The 17,166-nt window shown below is 34.7% G+C and carries 14 protein-coding genes; 7 read left to right on the top strand and 7 right to left on the bottom strand.

From position 1 onward, the window contains the following. Positions 1–122 precede the first annotated feature (122 nt). A complete protein-coding gene (locus ACK3CR_RS07695; RefSeq protein WP_430238126.1) occupies positions 123–1,049 on the top strand; it encodes an alpha/beta hydrolase in 927 nt (308 codons plus the stop codon). A 50-nt stretch (positions 1,050–1,099) separates the two neighbouring features. Here the strand turns inward: ACK3CR_RS07695 and ACK3CR_RS07690 are convergent, their stop codons facing one another. Beyond that, positions 1,100–1,888 (bottom strand): histidinol-phosphatase HisJ family protein, encoded by a 789-nt coding sequence (locus ACK3CR_RS07690; protein ID WP_430238128.1) that lies wholly within the window; start codon positions 1,886–1,888, stop codon positions 1,100–1,102. Positions 1,889–2,017: 129 nt separating this feature from the next. Here ACK3CR_RS07690 and ACK3CR_RS07685 point away from each other — a divergent pair, with 129 nt between their 5' ends. Next, positions 2,018–4,189, top strand: a complete 2,172-nt coding sequence (locus ACK3CR_RS07685; protein WP_488975198.1) for a Z1 domain-containing protein — start codon at positions 2,018–2,020, stop codon at positions 4,187–4,189. Between the two features lie 357 nt (positions 4,190–4,546). On the opposite strand, the gene ACK3CR_RS07680 is transcribed toward ACK3CR_RS07685, so the two are convergent. After that, the gene (locus tag ACK3CR_RS07680; RefSeq protein ID WP_488975197.1) at positions 4,547–5,329 is read right to left on the bottom strand and encodes a cytochrome c oxidase assembly protein; all 783 of its coding nucleotides are present in this window, start codon (positions 5,327–5,329) and stop codon (positions 4,547–4,549) included. After that, positions 5,322–5,789 carry a DUF2243 domain-containing protein gene (locus tag ACK3CR_RS07675; protein ID WP_243519795.1) on the bottom strand — a complete coding sequence of 156 codons (468 nt, stop codon included), beginning with the start codon at positions 5,787–5,789 and terminating at the stop codon, positions 5,322–5,324. Before ACK3CR_RS07675 ends, ACK3CR_RS07680 begins: the two co-directional genes overlap by 8 nt. Before the next feature lie 419 nt (positions 5,790–6,208). On the opposite strand from ACK3CR_RS07675, the gene ACK3CR_RS07670 reads away from it, so the two are divergent. Then, entirely contained in the window at positions 6,209–6,931 is a 723-nt protein-coding gene (locus ACK3CR_RS07670) for a DUF421 domain-containing protein (RefSeq protein ID WP_488975196.1), read from the top strand. 387 nt (positions 6,932–7,318) lie between these two features. Beyond that, entirely contained in the window at positions 7,319–7,957 is a 639-nt protein-coding gene (locus tag ACK3CR_RS07665; protein ID WP_243520799.1) for a spore coat protein, read from the top strand. Between the two features lie 113 nt (positions 7,958–8,070). Here ACK3CR_RS07665 and ACK3CR_RS07660 read toward each other — a convergent pair whose 3' ends face one another. After that, complete coding sequence (locus tag ACK3CR_RS07660; protein WP_243519799.1) at positions 8,071–9,534, bottom strand: aldehyde dehydrogenase family protein; 1,464 nt, start codon at positions 9,532–9,534, stop codon at positions 8,071–8,073. Between the two features lie 373 nt (positions 9,535–9,907). Between ACK3CR_RS07660 and ACK3CR_RS07655 the strand changes: the two genes are divergently transcribed. Further along, complete coding sequence (locus ACK3CR_RS07655) at positions 9,908–11,098, top strand: amidohydrolase (protein ID WP_488975195.1); 1,191 nt, start codon at positions 9,908–9,910, stop codon at positions 11,096–11,098. 94 nt (positions 11,099–11,192) lie between these two features. Here the strand turns inward: ACK3CR_RS07655 and ACK3CR_RS07650 are convergent, their stop codons facing one another. The 3 genes from ACK3CR_RS07650 to ACK3CR_RS07640 form a co-directional block, all read right to left on the bottom strand. Beyond that, positions 11,193–11,468: a hypothetical protein gene (locus ACK3CR_RS07650; protein WP_243519802.1), complete on the bottom strand. Its 276-nt coding sequence runs from the start codon at positions 11,466–11,468 to the stop codon at positions 11,193–11,195. 184 nt (positions 11,469–11,652) lie between these two features. Beyond that, the gene (locus ACK3CR_RS07645) at positions 11,653–12,750 is read right to left on the bottom strand and encodes a Gfo/Idh/MocA family protein (protein ID WP_488975214.1); all 1,098 of its coding nucleotides are present in this window, start codon (positions 12,748–12,750) and stop codon (positions 11,653–11,655) included. Between the two features lie 70 nt (positions 12,751–12,820). Continuing rightward, a complete protein-coding gene (locus ACK3CR_RS07640; RefSeq protein ID WP_488975194.1) occupies positions 12,821–13,987 on the bottom strand; it encodes a Gfo/Idh/MocA family protein in 1,167 nt (388 codons plus the stop codon). A gap of 339 nt (positions 13,988–14,326) precedes the next feature. Here ACK3CR_RS07640 and ACK3CR_RS07635 point away from each other — a divergent pair, with 339 nt between their 5' ends. Beyond that, complete coding sequence (locus tag ACK3CR_RS07635) at positions 14,327–14,998, top strand: GntR family transcriptional regulator (RefSeq protein ID WP_268586600.1); 672 nt, start codon at positions 14,327–14,329, stop codon at positions 14,996–14,998. A 491-nt stretch (positions 14,999–15,489) separates the two neighbouring features. Then, the gene (locus ACK3CR_RS07630; RefSeq protein WP_243519810.1) at positions 15,490–17,043 is read left to right on the top strand and encodes an MFS transporter; all 1,554 of its coding nucleotides are present in this window, start codon (positions 15,490–15,492) and stop codon (positions 17,041–17,043) included. The last annotated feature ends 123 nt before the right edge of the window (positions 17,044–17,166 follow it).

The raw sequence follows: 17,166 nt of genomic DNA, 5'->3' as shown, positions 1-17,166 counted from the left end.
AAAAAGAGCTATCGAGACTGATAGCTCTTTTTAGCCTATCGAGATAAGCTTTAAAGCTGAACTATCTATAAAAGAGGGGTATACTAAAGGTAGCAAATGATGTAAGAAAGGTGGTTTTTTGGTTGTCTTTAAATCCTAAAGTTAAAATGATGCTTGATCAGCTGAATAGTATGCCAAAACTAGATTTGAAAACGATTACTCCTAAAGAATATAGAGCGCTTCAAGAACAAATGAAACAAGCTCCGACAACTGTTGAACGAGTAGGAGCAGTAGAAGATAAGATGATTCCATTAAAAGATCGAGATATTCGAGTGAGAGTCTACAAGCCAGAAGGCAATGGAAAGTTCCCTGCTCTTGTTTACTACCATGGGGGAGGTTGGGTGTTAGGAAATATTGATAGTCATGATGGCGTGTGCAGAGCAATTGTAAATATGGCGCAATGTACGGTCATTTCGGTAGACTACCGATTAGCCCCTGAACATAAATTTCCTGCTGGTGTTCACGATGCATATGACGCTCTTGTATATATTAGCGATCATGGGGAGGAATTTGATATTGATGCTAATCGAATTGCTGTTGGAGGTGACAGCGCAGGAGGAAATTTAGCTGCAGTTACAAGCATTATCGCTAAAGAGAAAGAAGGACCAAGCATTATTCATCAGTTTTTACTGTATCCATCAACAGGTCGTGATTATGAGCTTCCCTCCATGAAAGAAAACAGCGAAGGTTATTTTCTCACCCGTGAGCTCATGGAATGGTTTGGAGAACATTATGTAAATAAACAAGAAGATTGGAAGCATCCGTATGCATCCCCTGTACTTGCAGAAGATTTAGCAAACCTTCCTCCGGCAACAATCCTTACTGCTCAATATGATCCGCTTCGTGATTCTGGCGCGCTTTACGCAGAAAAGCTAAGAGAAAACGAAGTTCCTGTTTTTTATAAAAATTATGATGATTTAATCCACGGCTTTGCCAACTTTATTGAATTTGTTCCAGAAGCAAGAGAAGCGTTGAAAGAAGGAGCAGAATCTTTAAAAGAAGCGTTTTAAAGAAAATGATTTATAAAAAAGCAGGCTTCCGCCAAGGAAAGCCTGCTTTTTTAAATAGAAACAAATGTTGCACGTCGGTTTTCAAAAACACTCACTTCTGTAAATCCACACTCTTTGGCAAGAGCATACGCTTCTTTAATGCCTCGACCAATATGCTCTGAATAGTGAGAATCCGAACCAATGGTTAAAATGCGTCCGCCGAGCTCTCTATATAAAGACAAAATATAGTGTGAAGGCATTGGTTCTTGTAATGCTTCTACTGTTGAAGTATTAATTTCAATTCCAATACCTCGTTCAATGGCTTTAGAAAGTATCTTCCTTATAAGAGGCTCGAATTTTTCGAAGTCGTCCTTACTAAACGGTTCTTTTGAATAGCGCTTAATAAGATCAAAATGAGCTAAACAGTCAATGTCCGCTTTTTCGATAAGTAAGAGCATTTCTTTAAAATAAAGGTCATACGCTTCTAGCCGTGAGTATTTTGCTAACGTTTTGCGAAGGCCGATATCTTTAATATTGTGAACAGAACCAAGAATAAAATCAACGTGCTCTGTTTGAAACAGCTGTTTATATTCTTCTGTATACTTATGTGGTTCACAAAGTTCTATTCCTTTTAAGATGTGAAGAGGCTGATTTTTAAAAGCTTCTTGACACGTTTGAATGTCTTCACTGTACTTCTCCCATTTCATATGTCCATAAGTTGGAATGTTCGGGTTTAGAGTGAAGTGTTCGGTGAAGCAAATTTGTTCTACTTCGTTCTCAAGCGCTTTTTGACATGTTTCCATCATGATCGCTTTTGAGTCAAATGAATGGTTCGTATGTGTATGATAGTCCGTAAACATAATGTTCCTCCCTTTATATGTAATGAAGCCTTCTCTTATTTATTATGGCATAGATTGTGCAACGTGAAAAAGGGGATGTTGTGATACAATGAGCAAAGACTATGATGAAAGAGGAGAAAAGGATTCAGCATGAATGAACAGCTTATTCGGGGTCTATTCTATAAAGGACTGTTGAAGAAGAATGATTATTCCCCGGAAACAGAGAAGTGCATTTTTAATACGCTCAAAGGATTGAAAAATAAAAAGACAACGGCAAATAAGCCAGGGATGCTGCTTGGGAAAATCCAAAGCGGAAAAACGAAAACGTTTATTGGAATTACAGGATTAGCTTTTGATAACAATTATGATATTGCAATTGTTCTTACAAAAGGTACAAAAGCTCTTACAAGGCAAACGTACGAACGTTTGAAAGAAGAATTTTCTTCGTTTCAGGCTCATGATAAAATACAAATTTATGACATTATGAATCTTCCAGACAATCTCATTCAATATGAACTAAACCAAAAGCTCGTTTTTGTTGTGAAGAAAGAAATTCACAATTTAAAAAGGCTTCATAAAGCTTTTTTTGAACAATACCCGCTTCTTCAGAACCGAAAGATTCTTTTAATTGATGATGAAGCAGATTTTGCTAGTGTCGGTTTCTTGAAAACAAAAAAAGAAGCTCATGAAATAAGAGTTATCGCAGGGGAGATTGATCAGTTCCGGAAGAAAGTTGACAATATTTCCTTTTTACAAGTGACAGCAACACCATATTCTCTTTACCTTCAGCCTGAACATTTGAAAATCGATGGCTCTATTCAGGAGTTTCAACCTGTGAAGCCTTCATTCACAGAGCTTGTTCCTGTATCTGACGGCTATATTGGAGGAGAGTATTATTTCGAAGAGAGCACAAGGAAACAATCGCTTGCTTCTTATCTCTATGAAGCGATTCCATCGCATGAGCTTGCGATTTTAAAGAAACCAGATAGAAGGCGGTTCAAACTAGAAGAAGCGTTAACAAGTAAAAGGATTGAATCGCTTCGCACAGCGCTCCTTCAATTTATCGTTGGTGGAATTATCAGAAGGCTACAGCAGCGGCAAATGAGAAAAAGAGAGATGAAATACAGCTTTATCGTCCATACTGAGCAAGCAAAAGCAGCGCACGAATGGCAAGAAACGATTGTGGTTGAGATGAAACGAAAGCTTCAACAAATGACAGTTGAACAGCCTCTGGTTCTTTATAAACTCATTAAGCCTATTTATGCTAACTTAAAAAAATCATTAGAAAGAATAAAAGGAGAAATTCCAATGCTTCAAGATGTTCAGTATGAAACATGTTTTTACTTACAAAACGATTATGTACTTGTGACAAAAGTAAATTCAGAAAAAGAAATATCAGAGCTTTTAGATGATAAAGGACAGCTGAAACTTCGAGCACCTCTTAATATTTTTATTGGCGGACAAATTTTAGATCGCGGAATTACCGTACAAAATTTAATTGGTTTTTATTATGGACGAAATCCAAGAACATTTCAGCAGGATACCGTTTTACAGCACTCTCGAATGTTTGGTTACAGATTAAAGAAAGATTTAGCTGTCACTCGCTTTTATACAACGCTTGAAATTTATCAGGTGATGAAAAAAATTCACGAATTTGATACATCACTACGGGAATCTTTTGAAAAGAAGAGCCATGAAAGAGGTGTTGTATTTATAAGACGTGATGAAGATGAAAAGCTTGTTCCTTGCAATCCAAACAAAATCTTACTGTCTAAAACTGTAGCGCTAAAACCATTAAAGCGCCTGTTGCCTGTTGGATTTCAAACAGGTTATAAATCAACTATTGTAAAACATGTAAAAGAGATTGATCAAATCATAGAAAGGAGAAAAAGAGAAGAGGGAAAGCTCTTTTTGTTTCCTCTCGCAGAAGCTGTAAAAGTGATCCGAAAAATTAAATTAACGCATGATGAGAAAGAAGGAGAAAGTTGGGATGATGCAGCTTTTCTTTCGAGTCTCACGTACCTTTCTAAAAATTTGAACTCTAAATGCAGTGGCAACGTATTATGTATTGTAAGAGAAAATCGTAACATGAGCCGGATAAGAAGCAATTATCGCTATGAAGATGCACCAGATACAGCTGCAAATGAAGAAAGTGAGCTAATGCTTGCAAAACGCATTGCTATTGATACACCTGTGTTGATTTTACTTCGTCAAAATGGAAAAGAAGAAAACGGCTGGCGAGGCGGTCCTTTTTGGTGGCCTGTACTTGTGGCGCCAAAAAATACAAAAACAACGATCTTTACAAGTGGAGTATTAGAATAGGTGAGGCATGATATGTCTCACTTGTTTTAATGGAAGGCGATTTGTGACTATGAGGAATTTATTTGGTGGTGTAAGGAAAAAGGATCCGCCTGTTTGAAATAAGTTGCTTAATATTCTTTCTCCATAGGTGAGAGACATGTAGACTTGCGAATGAACAACATAAAAGAAAGAGAAAAAAGGATGAAGAATGTAGATTCTTCATCCTTAGGTTTTAACAAAAAAGCAATAACAAAACCTATTTTGCAGCATACAAGCGGAACAATCATCTAGGTAGTGTTGTTAACGTTTAAAATATAAATCTCCTGCTTTTTTTCTTTGCTTATCTATTCTATCTCAATGTTGTTTAAGGTGAGTGAATTAAGCATAATATGCTTCAGGACTTTTTCGCGGTTTTGTAGAGTTAAACCATTGTAAGCAAAGAAGAAAAATAAGCAGTGCGTCGATGATATCTCCCCCGTAGTACATTATCATGCCGCCAAGTTCAGCTTCATGAACGGGTACTCCATTAGGCGGTTGTGCATAAATGTATTTAGATAAAATTCCATGACCTGCTAGTGCAAAAATAAGGACAATCGTTCTGTACAGATAAGAAAAGCGATGTGACATAGGATCAAAATAAATCATAGAAATTGTAAAAAGATAGCCTGCTATAAACACGTGAGCATGAATGAAAATATGCAATAAAACATGTTCATGCATCATACTGTACAAATTTGTAGTATAAAGCAACCAAAGTCCGCCAACATTTAACAATGTTGCAACAACAGGATGAGTAAAAAAACGTGAAAATCTGCTTTTTAAAAAGGCAGAAAGCATTCTAGCTTGTTTCTTAGGAAGCGTACGCAGCAAAAGCGTTATTGGAAAAGATAAAGAAATCAACAGCGGTGAGAGCATGCCAAGCAGCAAATGTCCAACCATATGTAGAGCAAAATTAGAATGAGCTCCCTCCGCAATTGGACCGCTAACAGAGCCTACCGCACAAAGAATACCTAAAGCAAACAAAACTACTCTAGAAAAAGGCCATGTTTTATAGCGAGAATTAGAATGAAATACAGAAAAAAGATAAAGGAACAAAGCGATAAGAAATGGAGCAGCTAAGATGAAATCTGCTCTAACTATATGATGATGCATATTATTCATAAGAATGACGTCCTTGTTTCTTTTTGCTTATTTGTAGTAATACAATTCCAGCTATAATCATCAGAAGGGCTAACCCATTCCAAATAGTATCATATATCCATAAGGTATCAACATAGCGGATTTGATGAAGGCCCATAAGCTTATGCTGAATAAGTCCATCGTAAAGCTGAAATCCTCCTGTCCCAAGCCAAAAGCTACCGTGCCACTTTTTAAACTTCAGAGCATTTCGGCGGCGTAAGTCGGCAAATAGAAACAAACCTCCAATTGTGGCAAACCAGCTGAAGGCGTGAAAGAAACCGTCAGATATGATGCCAATTTTAGTTGTTGAACCGTCATAAAAATGATGCCACTGTAAAAGCTGATGAAAAACAACTTCATCAATAAAAGCAGCAAAACCCATTCCAACAAGAATACCTGAAAATACATTTCGTTTGACATAGTTTAACGATGCTTTGCCCATTTTATCATTCCTTTCTAAAAAAGTTACTATATACCACTTTCCCAACTCCTCTTTTGTGTAAACGGTTAAAAGAAAGTCTAAAAAAGCCAATTCTTATTCTCATTGTTCTCGTCCTTTTCTTTTACTTTTTCTTAAAAAGAGAATTTTATTTTGCCATTCAGAAATATTACGCTTTTTTTAGACAGTGTAAAACTAAAAGAATATAGGATGTATGCTCTGCAAAACCGTTTAGAAAAAGTCTAGCTAGAATATATAAATGGTATGAAAAAGAACGACTAAATCTCTATGATCCAATAATGAATCAAATAGAGGACATGCTTAAACATCACACTTATTAAATTCTAGAACGTATGATACATGTTTCCTTTTCTTTACGGAAAAAGTAAATATATATTTATACAGAAAAGGCAGGAGGGGAAATGGAACTTTTAAAAGAGCTAATGCTTATCTTTGGACGAATAGTCACAATTATCCCTTTACTTTTAGTTGTAACGCTTGTAATGGGAAGAAGGGCAATTGGAGAACTTCCTGTTTTTGATTTTCTTGTTGTTCTTGTATTAGGATCTGTTGTTGGAGCGGATATTGCAGATCCGAATGTTGAACATATTCATACAGCTATAGCTATTGTTTTAATTGCTTTTCTTCAACGTATTATCGCAAAGTCGGCCATCTCATTTCGAAGATTTGGAAAACTTATTACATTTGACCCAACGGTTGTCATTAAAGATGGTCAAATATCAAGAACTAATATAAAAAAGATACGCTATTCACTTGACAATATCTTGCAAATGTTAAGAGAAAACGGAGTTTTTGATATAACACATGTTCATCTTGGTATTATTGAATCAAACGGGAAGTTAACGGTTTATAAACATCCTGCTAACGATGTTGTAACGGTAAATGATTTAGGTATTGAAAAAAGTATTGATGGAATTGCTTATCCTGTTGTGATTGAAGGGAAAGTATATAGAAAGGTACTAACAGACCTCCATTTGACAGAAGAATGGTTAAATAAAGAATTGGAAAAGAAGGGGATTAAAGATATAAATCGTATTTTCTTAGCTTCTGTTAATGAGCGAAACGAAATGTATGTTTCACTTTATGACTCTAATCCAGTTATTAAGCCAGATGTTATTCATTAACCACCATTTAAACAATGGTGAGAAAAATCATCCCCTAATAAAAATAGAGAAAGTCTTTAACTATACTTTTCAAGAAGTAAATCATAAAAATCCGTAAACAGGTTTGTTTACGGATTTTTATGATGGCTTTCCTTGAAGAAACATAGAAGACTATATCTGAAAAATAAGGGGAAAGAGGAAGATAGAAAAGCAGGCTTCTCTTTTATAAGGGGCTGACTCTTTTCTAACCACAAGGTATTTTCTTTTCCCTCAGTTATAAAATAGTATGTATCATTTAAAACTAAAAAAATCATCTTACCTATACCATTATTTTTGTAAGGAATAATTTTTGTTTGTTGTTTTATACTAACTGCGAAAATATGGTTCCAAAAGGAGGAGTTTTAAATGATGCAAAATCAACAAGGTCAAACACATCAAAACATGCACACGGGGAATATTCCGCAACATATGAATCATGGTGGACATGAAGTATTTGATGTGCAAGAAGTATTATCAGGAACAATTGGTACTCTAAATTCTTATACGTTGTTACGTCAACATGTACAAGATCCTGAATTAAAAGATATTTTGGAACGCCAATATCAATTTATTCAAGATGAGTACAATACAACAGTAGAATGTTTTAAAAGTGGCCAAGATCCTTCAAAGCCAACGCAGAGTTATAAGATGAAGCAAGGTAATGACTTTGTATATGGTCTTAAGCCATCTCAACCTAAGAAGCCATTACAATCCGTAAATGAAATTACAGATGAATGTGTTTCAAGCTGTATGCTTGGCTCTGTAAAGTCATGTGCAACAATGAAAACAACAGCAGCTCTTGAAACAACTAATCCAGTTGTGCGCCGTGTGCTTGCAGATTCTATCCCAAATAGTATTGAAATGGCATATGAGCTTTCTCTTTATCAAAACAAACATCATTATTATCAAGTACCACAACTTGCGCAACAAGATATGCAACAAATGTTAAATGCATATGCACCTGCTCAAGGACAGCAAAACATGCCAAATAATAATACAACTCATTAATATTTATCTATTAATGACGAGAACTCATGGAACCTTTACTGGTTCCATGAGTTTTATTTTTGCGTATGACTAAACAATAAGAAGGGAAGAAATGAAGACTATTCTTCATCCGATTAAAACGGAAATTCTCGATATTTATCTTGGATAGAGATCCATTTTAACTTTGTAAATTCATCAATTATCCATGGGTTTCCAAACCTTCCCAGACCACTTTGCTTATTACCACCAAACGGTATATTAGATGCATCATTTACAGTTTGATCATTTATATGGGTCATCCCACTGTCAATTTTCAATCCATATTCTTCGCCTTTTTTTAAATCGGAAGTAAATATAGCAGAACTTAGGCCATAGATAGTGTCATTAGCTAATTCAATTGCATGATCATCGGATTCAGCTTTGATAATTGAAACTACTGGAGAAAATAATTCTGACTGAGCAATTTCATCAGAATTATTTACATCAACAAATACAAATGGGGTTAACACGTTTCCTATCCGTTTACCTCTTAGCCCTAGTTTGTTGCCACTTTTCTCAGCTTTTTCAATTAATTCAAGGACTTTTTCTATTTGTTTTTCATTAATCAGCGGACCAATTACTGTATCCCGCTTTGTTTGATCTCCGTACGGTAGCTTTGAAGCTCTTTCCATAAATTTATTCGCAAAGTCTTCATATAAATCTTTATGTACGATAAGTCGATTAATACACATGCAAATTTGTCCTTGATGCATAAACTTCCCAAAAATAGCTGCATCAACAGCCTTATTAATATCTGCATCTTGAAGAACGATAAAGGGGTTATTTCCACCAAGCTCTAATGCAACACGTTTGAGATTTTCTCCAGCTACTTTCCCTATATGTTTTCCAAATCCAGTAGAACCTGTAAAAGCAATTAGTTGTATCACTGGATTTTCTAACATTTCGTCCTTGATTTCATCAGGAGTCGTAAGGATAGACTGAAATACGCCCTTCGGTAATCCAGCATAATCGAAGGCTCGTGCAATAATAGAACCCCCTGTTAATCCAACTTGTAAATCTGCTTTATGAACAACTGTATTTCCAAGCGCAATAGCTGGAACAATAGAACGCAGTGATAAATTCATTGGAAAGTTAAAGGGGGAAATTGATGACACGACGCCAAGTGGTTGACGATAAACTCTATTTCTTTTTCCTTCGATTGTCGAAGGGATGTCTATTATTTCATCAACAGCATCCATATATTTAAACGTTTCTTTTAGTACATCAATAGAAAGATTCAATTCTAATTCTGATTTAAGTAGGGTTCCTCCTGTTTCTTGACTGATAATCTGAATAATATCCTCACGATTATTCTGAAGGAATTCAGCTGTCTTACGGAATATCATTTTTCTATCATTGACAGGTGAATGTGCCCAGTCTTTTTGTCTTGCTTCAGCGATTTTAAATGAATCCTTTACTTGTTGTAATGAGGCTAATTTAACAGAGGTTATGACCGAATGATCATATGGATTCATAATATCTTCTGTACGTTCCGCATCTCCATCAATCCACTCTCCATTAATATAGTTTTTATTGTACTTATTTTTAAAATCATTCATTTATTATCCACCTCTTTCCAAATATTTTTGTATTTTTCACCTTTTCAGTATGGTTTATGTATAGGATAGCATTTTACCCTAGATTGTAAAAGTTACCTTTACACCTAAATGTTTCTTCAATGGTTATATGAAAGATTCTTCTTACTTTTATAGAGTGTGGGACATTTTCGAAAGAATAAATAAAAATTCCTCTTATTTTTGTGTGAAAAATTAACAGTATAGAAGTTATTATTATTCGGCACCATTGTAAATGCAATCTTTGGAATAGTAGTATTCATAGTCAGTTTGTTCACGTCGTGATTACGAAAAAATTAATAAAGCAGAGAAGGAGAAACCTCAATAATTAAAAGATTTAGTAGAGAGGGGCACTAAGATGAAAGAAACATTGATGAAGATGTTAGAAAATCGCAAAGATGAGATGATTAACATCCGACGGTACCTCCATGAAAATCCGGAACTATCATTTCAGGAGAAGAAAACTAGTCAGTATATTGTAGAGTTTTATAAAGGCAAGAACGTCGAGATACAAACAAATGTAGGTGGAGGATATGGCATTATTGTAACGATTAAAGGAGAGAAAGAAGGAAAAAAGATTGGCTTACGGGCGGATTTTGATGCTCTTCCTATTCAAGAAGAAACGGATGTACCATTCAAGTCAAAGAATCCGGGGGTTATGCATGCCTGTGCACATGATGGGCATACCGCATATTTAATGATTCTTGCTGATTGTTTAATCCAGCTAAAAGATGAGATCCCAGGAACAATCAAAATTATTCATCAACCAGCTGAGGAAGAACCGCCTGGTGGGGCAATTGGTATGATTGAGTCAGGTTTAATTGATGATTTAGATCATATTTTTGGTGTTCATTTACTACCTCTTGGGCCTGCAGGGATAGTTGGATATAATAGTGGATACGTTTTTCCTGGGCGAGCATACTTTAAATTAAAAGTACAAGGGATAGGAGGGCACGGTTCTTCTCCCCATCTAGCAAATGATGCTATTGTAGCTGGTGCACATTTTGTCACAGCTGTTCAAACTGTTATTAGTCGACGATTAAATCCGTTTGACATGGGTGTTGTCACGATCGGTTCTTTTGATGGCAAAGGTACATTCAACGTGATTAAAGATAAGGTGGAACTTGAAGGTGATGTCAGGGGCATGACTGAAGAAACGTGGGAATTAATTGAAAAAGAAATTCGTCGTATTGCAAAAGGAATAGAAGCGGAATTTAATGTAACATGTGAGTTAACTTATACGCCTGACTATCCACCGCTATATAATAATCCAGAACTAACCAAGATGGTGGAAACTGCTTTGAAAAATACAAATGATAAAGATATTAAAGAAGTAAAAGAGTTTCCTAAATTATCGCCATCAGAAGACTTTGCCCATTATGCAAAAAAGTTTCCAGCTTGTTTCTTTTATATTTGCTGTACACCTAAAGACGTAGAAAAACCTTATTTCAATCACCATCCGAAATTTGATATTGATGAAGATGCCCTTTTAGTAGCAGCCAAAGCAGTTGGGACTGTTATTTGCGGTTATTATCAAATTAATGAATAACCAATTGCTATTGATTGTCTTCCCAAAAGAGATAACAGCCCATATTTTTCATTTTCTTAAATAAAAAAGAGAGCCTTAAGACTCTCTTCTTTATTTAATCATCATTTTGATTTGACATAGAAATAGGAGAACCAGTAGAAGTATGTTCATTGACCCAATCTCGTGTTGTATCCGAAACAGCGGACCAGTTCGGAATTTTGTCTTTGTTCTGCTGAATCCAATTCATGCAAAATTGAGGATCAATGCTATGTTGTTCACACTCCGATAAAAAGGATTGAACAGTAGTTTCATTGCAGTTTCCCCACGTTCCGCAAGTTGTGTTCCACAAGCTTTCCATTTTCTTCTGTACAGACTGATTTTCATTTAGCATATTTCTTCCTCCTTGTTATATACTGTCATTGATATAAAAGATACATAAACAGTATGTCCAAAGGAATTTAAAACATGTAGCTTCAAGAGAAAGTCAGGATGTTTGAACAAAGACGAACCAGAATATTTGATTTAAGTAGTTGTTTCGAAGTTTTTGCATCAGAGTTTAAAATAACTCTTAATTTTTAAACTCTATTTACTGTAAATTTATCATTTACATAGATGGCGTCTCGTTGTGCAATTAAGCACAGTTCGGCAGCTTTAAAGGTATGTTCTTGAGTCATAGCATTTTCCGTATCATTTAAACAATCTAATATGAGTTCACCAAAGTAAGGAAAGCCTACTTTTCCATTTAAAGAAAAATGTTGCTCTGTATCATGGTTCACTAGGTATAAGTGATCTCCATCTTCGTCTCTAGCTATATCAATATATTTGCGAATTTCAATATATCCATCTGTTCCAAGGATAGTTGTACGTCCATCTCCCCAAGTTTTAAGTCCATCAGGAGTAAGCCAGTCTACTCTGAAATAATTTGTAGCCCCATTATCAGCGATTAAAGTTGCATCGCCGAAGTCTTCAAATTCAGGATACTGTTGATGCTTGTAATTGCCAATTTTGCTATGTACGACTTTTGCATCTTTTGCATCTGAATAGAAGAGAAACTGCTCAATTTGATGGCTACCAATATCACATAGGATTCCACCATAATATTCTCTCTCAAAAAACCAGTTTGGTCTGCTTTCTACATTACTACGATGTGGACCAGTTCCAAGAACTTGGACTACTTTCCCAATGGCTCCTTGTTCAATCAATTGCCCAGCAAACACTGCACTTTCTACATGTAACCGTTCACTATAATAAACCGCCCATTTAAGTCCCGTTTCAGCGGTTTTCTTACGTGCTAACTCTAATTGTTCTAATGTTGTAAACGGGGATTTATCAGTAAAATAGTGTTTACCATGATCTAATACACGTAATCCTAAATCACAACGCTTAGATGTAATCGTTGCGCCTGCTACAAGTTTTACATCAGGATCTTCAAGAATTTCTTTTTCACTTTGAGCTGGCTGTACTTGAGGATAAGTTTTACAAAAATCTGCTACCTTTTTTGAATCTTTGTCATATACCCATTTTAATGTAGCACCAGCTTCAATTAATCCATTACACATCCCGTAGATATGTCCATGATCAAGACCGATAGCTGCAATGATAAATTGTCCATCTGTAACAACAGGAGCACTTTTTCCTTTAGGAGCATAATTCATTCCATCGCTTTTTTTCATCATTCTTCCTCCTTAAAAACATTTTAGAGTTTGAGATAAGGTTTAGATACATGACATTAAATGATTATATTTATCCCTTTTTATAATCTCTTCCGACTGTTATCGTATCATCTGAGAAATTTTCTACACTGCTTTTTTTCTCATAAAAGTGTTTAACATTGGCTAGCATTCCTTTACGTGTATAAAAAGGATCGTCTGATAAAAGAGGGAGCTTTACATTTACTCCTAAGTTTGCTGATTTATAGATAGCTGTAATAAGTTCAAGCGTCTTTCTTCCTTCTGTTCCATCAATTAAAAGCTTGTCACCTTTATTAATAGCCATTAAGAAATTGTTTATTTGTCCAGTATGGCCTTCAAATTGTAGCTCTGGATATTGATCAAAAGCTTCGTGAATTTGATTTTCTAAATTTTCGTCATTTTTTTCTTGAGGAAATCCATTTTCTTTAGATATTTGAGCTGTTACTTTCCAAGGAACAGATATTCTTGCTTTTTCACCTTGGAAAATAAGTTGCTGTTCTTCTCCGTGATGAACAACAGAGCTTGTTACTTGCGCTAAACTGCCATTGTCATAACGAAGTACAGCAACAGATAAGTCTTCAACTTCTGCATTATCATGTAGAGCATTGCTAGTTACGGCAAAAATATCAGTTGGCAATCCTAACATCCATTGCAACATGTCAATATGATGTACTGCATGATTTAGTGTGCAACCTCCACCTTCTTTTTCCCACGTGCCTCTCCACCATAAGTCGTAGTAACTATGGCCGCGCCACCATAACGAATCAACTTGAGCATGAGCAACTTTTCCAATCATTTTTTGATCAAGTACATGTTTTAATCTCATAATGGGCGTTAAGAACCTATTTTGAGCAACCACCGATAAAAGTTTCTGACTCTCAATAGCTGCTTTTATCATTTCATCACATTCTTGTAAGGAAGAGGCCATAGGTTTTTCTACTAAAACATGTTTTCCTGCTTTAAGAAAATCAATAGCAATAGCCGCATGCATATAAGGAGGGGTACAAATAGACACCGCATCAATATTAGAATCATGTAGTAACTCTTTGTAGTCAGCAACAACTTTGACTTCTAAATTATATTTCTTGGCCAAACTTCCAGCCTTTTCAGGATAAATATCAGACATAGCTACAATTGTACAAATTTCAGGCATTTCGAGATAAGCTTCAATATGTGATTTTGAAATAGAGCCAGTTCCTATAATGGCAATGTTCGTCATATGAATCTTTCCTTTCTGTAAGAAAATAGTTTTCTAAAACAAAGGTACAGATAGCGCTTTCAAAAAATTATTAACTCAGTTTCTAAAAGGTACTTTGATAGTTTATAACTATACTAGTATGGTAGTACAAACCGTATTATAATATAAATATTCTGAATTTTAAATACTTTTTTAGTTTTTTATTTTTGAGATATGGTAATCTTTATCGTAAAAATCTTTTTAGGAATTCTAAACATCTCGAGATTTTAATAGAGTGAAAAAACAGAAAAGTAAAAAATATATGTTGCTTTAGTGGACTTGTATGGTAGTATGTTAGTGAAAGGAGTATAGATGATAAATATGAATTTAAAAAATCAAAGTATTTCGACTCGAGAACAAGTTTACCATATGTTAAAAGATCAAATATTAAGTCTTAAACTTGCTCCTGGAACCAATATTTCTGAAAAAGAGATTTCAGAGCAATTTCAAGTTAGTCGTACACCAGTAAGAGAGAGCTTTTTAAAATTGTCACAAGAAGGGCTGCTAGACATCTATCCTCAACGGGGGACCTTTGTTTCTTTAATTGATTTAGATCTTGTAGAAGAAGCAAGATTTATGAGGGAACATCTTGAAAAGGCTATTATTAAGTTAGCCTGTGAGTGTCTTCCTAAAGATACGATGATTGCCTTAGAAATGAATTTAAATATGCAAAGAATATGTATTAAAGAAAAAGACTATAAAAAAATGTTTGAGTTAGATGAGGAATTTCATAGAACAATCTTTGCTGGATGTAACAAAGAAAAAACATGGTTAATTATCCAACAGATGAATGTTCATTTTAATAGAAGCCGTATGTTAAGACTAGTAACAGATTATAACTGGGATGGTATTTTGCTTCAACATGAAAGTATTTTTAAAGCGATACAAAACCAAGATGTACAAGAAGCGGAACAACTAATGGAAGAGCATTTAAAACTTGTTATTATAGACAGAGAATTGTTAAAGAAAGAGCATCCACATTATTTTAAATAAAAACTGAACTTGTATTAGCTCATGTTCCCCTAACTTGAAATATTGGCCCATATAATAGGGATTTCTATTACATGGGCTCCTTATCTATTAATCTTTACTTTCAGCTTGTTAATCTATGAATAAAACATTATTTATGAAATTCCTCCTAGAAAGGGAGTAGATTTATAGATATTTTTATGAACAGTAAAAACTAAAATGAAAACGCATTCAAAAGAACGGTTTATTGTAATAAACAATAGGCTTATCTTTTCATATTAAAAAAGACGATTTTAGTACGAAAAAGGAGGTGGTGGAAGATGACTTTAACTATCAGGTTTCATAATAAGTATAACTATTAATTAGAGTTAGTGTAATTTCAGTCCTTTTCTTTTCAAGCTGCCTATGACTTATAAATAAAGGAGGAAAGGAGTTGAGCATGAGCAACCAAAAAATACTATTCTTATACTATTTAAAAAGTAATCTCTTAGAACATATTTGAGAGGAGAGAAAGAATGAAGTCTGCAAATAGGAAATTAACAATGAAGAATTTTATGGGTTATGGAACAATGGACTTATTTGGAGGTGGAGCCTTCGCAATTATTGGAGCATGGATGTTATATTTTTATATTACCTTTTGTGGTCTTACTCCTGTTGAAGCAGGGTCAATTATTGCCATCGCCCGTATTGTTGATGCCATTGCAAGTCCACTTATGGGTCATATCACTGATAATTTTGGGCGTACAAAACTTGGAAAGAAGTTTGGAAGACGTAGATTTTTTCTATTACTTGGAGCTCCTTTAATGGTTATTTATTCTCTACTTTGGATTTCTGATATGAGCTATTGGTATTACCTGGTAGTATACATTTTGTTAGAGTTCTTGGCAGCAATGGTGTTAATTCCATTTGAAACTCTTGGGGCTGAAATGACAGATGACTTTAATGAACGTACAAAGCTTTCAACTATCAGATTAATCTATTCAGGATTAGGGACATTTTTAGCTACTTTTATTCCTGGTCGATTATTTGAAATATTTGGGAAGGACTCACCACAAGCTTTTCTTTATAATGGGATTATTTTTACGTTTATCTTTATGGCTTCGCTGTTAATCACACATAGAACAACATGGGAACGTAATATAGAAGACGATATTACAAAACCTTCTGCAACCGAAAAATTGCCTCTTATGGAAACTACAAAAAAATTCATCATTGATTTATCATCTACTTTAAGAATTAAAAGTTTTCGTCAACATCTCACAATGTACATTTGCTCCTTTACAGCAATGGATATTTTAAATGCAGTTTTTGTCTATTTTATCGTCTTTTCGTTGAACAAAGATGCTGTATTAGCATCTGACTTATTATCTATTGGATCGCTCCTTCAAATGGTATGTACATTATTGTTTGGATGGCTTGTTATTAAAATTGGACCAGCCCCATCACTGAAAATATCTTATCTTGCGATTATGATAAGTATAAGTGGTTACATATTTTTATATTTTACACAGCCAACTTATATGATTATTGCCTTGTACATTCTTTCTACTGTGTTAGGAATTGGGAAGAGTGGCCTTTATTATATCCCATGGAATATTTACACGTTTATTCCTGATGTAGATGAAATGGTAACGCAAAGAAGAAGAGAAGGCATATTTGCAGGTATTATGACCTTTACACGTAAAAGTACTACAGCATTCGCAACTTTCTTAGTAGGGGTTATTTTGCAAGAGACTGGATTTAATGCAAATGCAACGACCCAATCAACAACAGCAGTAAATGGGATTACGAGTATTTTATTTTTTGGAACAATTGGACTTATTATCATTAGTTTAATTGTGGCTTTTAGATTCAAACTATCTAAGAAGACTCACTCTATTATGCTTGCGGAAATTAATCGATTAAAAGCCAATGGAACAATGGACCAAGCTGATGAACAAACACGCATGACGTTGAAAGCGTTAACAGGATGGGAATATGAAAATCTTTGGGGAAATAATAATGTGGGGTATCAGCACCCATCCACCAATTTTAGAAAGTCAGATTTTAATCAAAAAGACTTGAATTAATACAATTTTTTATTAGGAAATTTAATTAAGTTGAAATATTCGGAAAATAAAATATAATAATAGCTATGCTACCATATTAGTATGTTAGAGTTATTTTTAAAAGTTGATTCAGGAATAAAGAAA

This window comes from Priestia sp. TRM10 (assembly GCF_057808375.1).
Note: the sequence above shows the minus strand (reverse complement) of the source record. Positions and strands in the feature narration are given on the sequence as shown.

Excerpts from the sequence above, each read along its gene's own strand:
- ACK3CR_RS07690 (WP_430238128.1), bottom strand. The coding sequence starts at position 1,888 with ATGTTTACGGACTATCATACACATACGAACCATTCATTTGACTCAAAA.
- ACK3CR_RS07685 (WP_488975198.1), top strand. The coding sequence starts at position 2,018 with ATGAATGAACAGCTTATTCGGGGTCTATTCTATAAAGGACTGTTGAAG.
- ACK3CR_RS07680 (WP_488975197.1), bottom strand. The coding sequence starts at position 5,329 with ATGAATAATATGCATCATCATATAGTTAGAGCAGATTTCATCTTAGCT.
- ACK3CR_RS07675 (WP_243519795.1), bottom strand. The coding sequence starts at position 5,789 with ATGGGCAAAGCATCGTTAAACTATGTCAAACGAAATGTATTTTCAGGT.
- ACK3CR_RS07670 (WP_488975196.1), top strand. The coding sequence starts at position 6,209 with ATGGAACTTTTAAAAGAGCTAATGCTTATCTTTGGACGAATAGTCACA.
- ACK3CR_RS07665 (WP_243520799.1), top strand. The coding sequence starts at position 7,319 with ATGCAAAATCAACAAGGTCAAACACATCAAAACATGCACACGGGGAAT.
- ACK3CR_RS07660 (WP_243519799.1), bottom strand. The coding sequence starts at position 9,534 with ATGAATGATTTTAAAAATAAGTACAATAAAAACTATATTAATGGAGAG.
- ACK3CR_RS07655 (WP_488975195.1), top strand. The coding sequence starts at position 9,908 with ATGAAAGAAACATTGATGAAGATGTTAGAAAATCGCAAAGATGAGATG.
- ACK3CR_RS07650 (WP_243519802.1), bottom strand. The coding sequence starts at position 11,468 with ATGCTAAATGAAAATCAGTCTGTACAGAAGAAAATGGAAAGCTTGTGG.
- ACK3CR_RS07645 (WP_488975214.1), bottom strand. The coding sequence starts at position 12,750 with ATGAAAAAAAGCGATGGAATGAATTATGCTCCTAAAGGAAAAAGTGCT.
- ACK3CR_RS07640 (WP_488975194.1), bottom strand. The coding sequence starts at position 13,987 with ATGACGAACATTGCCATTATAGGAACTGGCTCTATTTCAAAATCACAT.
- ACK3CR_RS07635 (WP_268586600.1), top strand. The coding sequence starts at position 14,327 with ATGAATTTAAAAAATCAAAGTATTTCGACTCGAGAACAAGTTTACCAT.
- ACK3CR_RS07630 (WP_243519810.1), top strand. The coding sequence starts at position 15,490 with ATGAAGTCTGCAAATAGGAAATTAACAATGAAGAATTTTATGGGTTAT.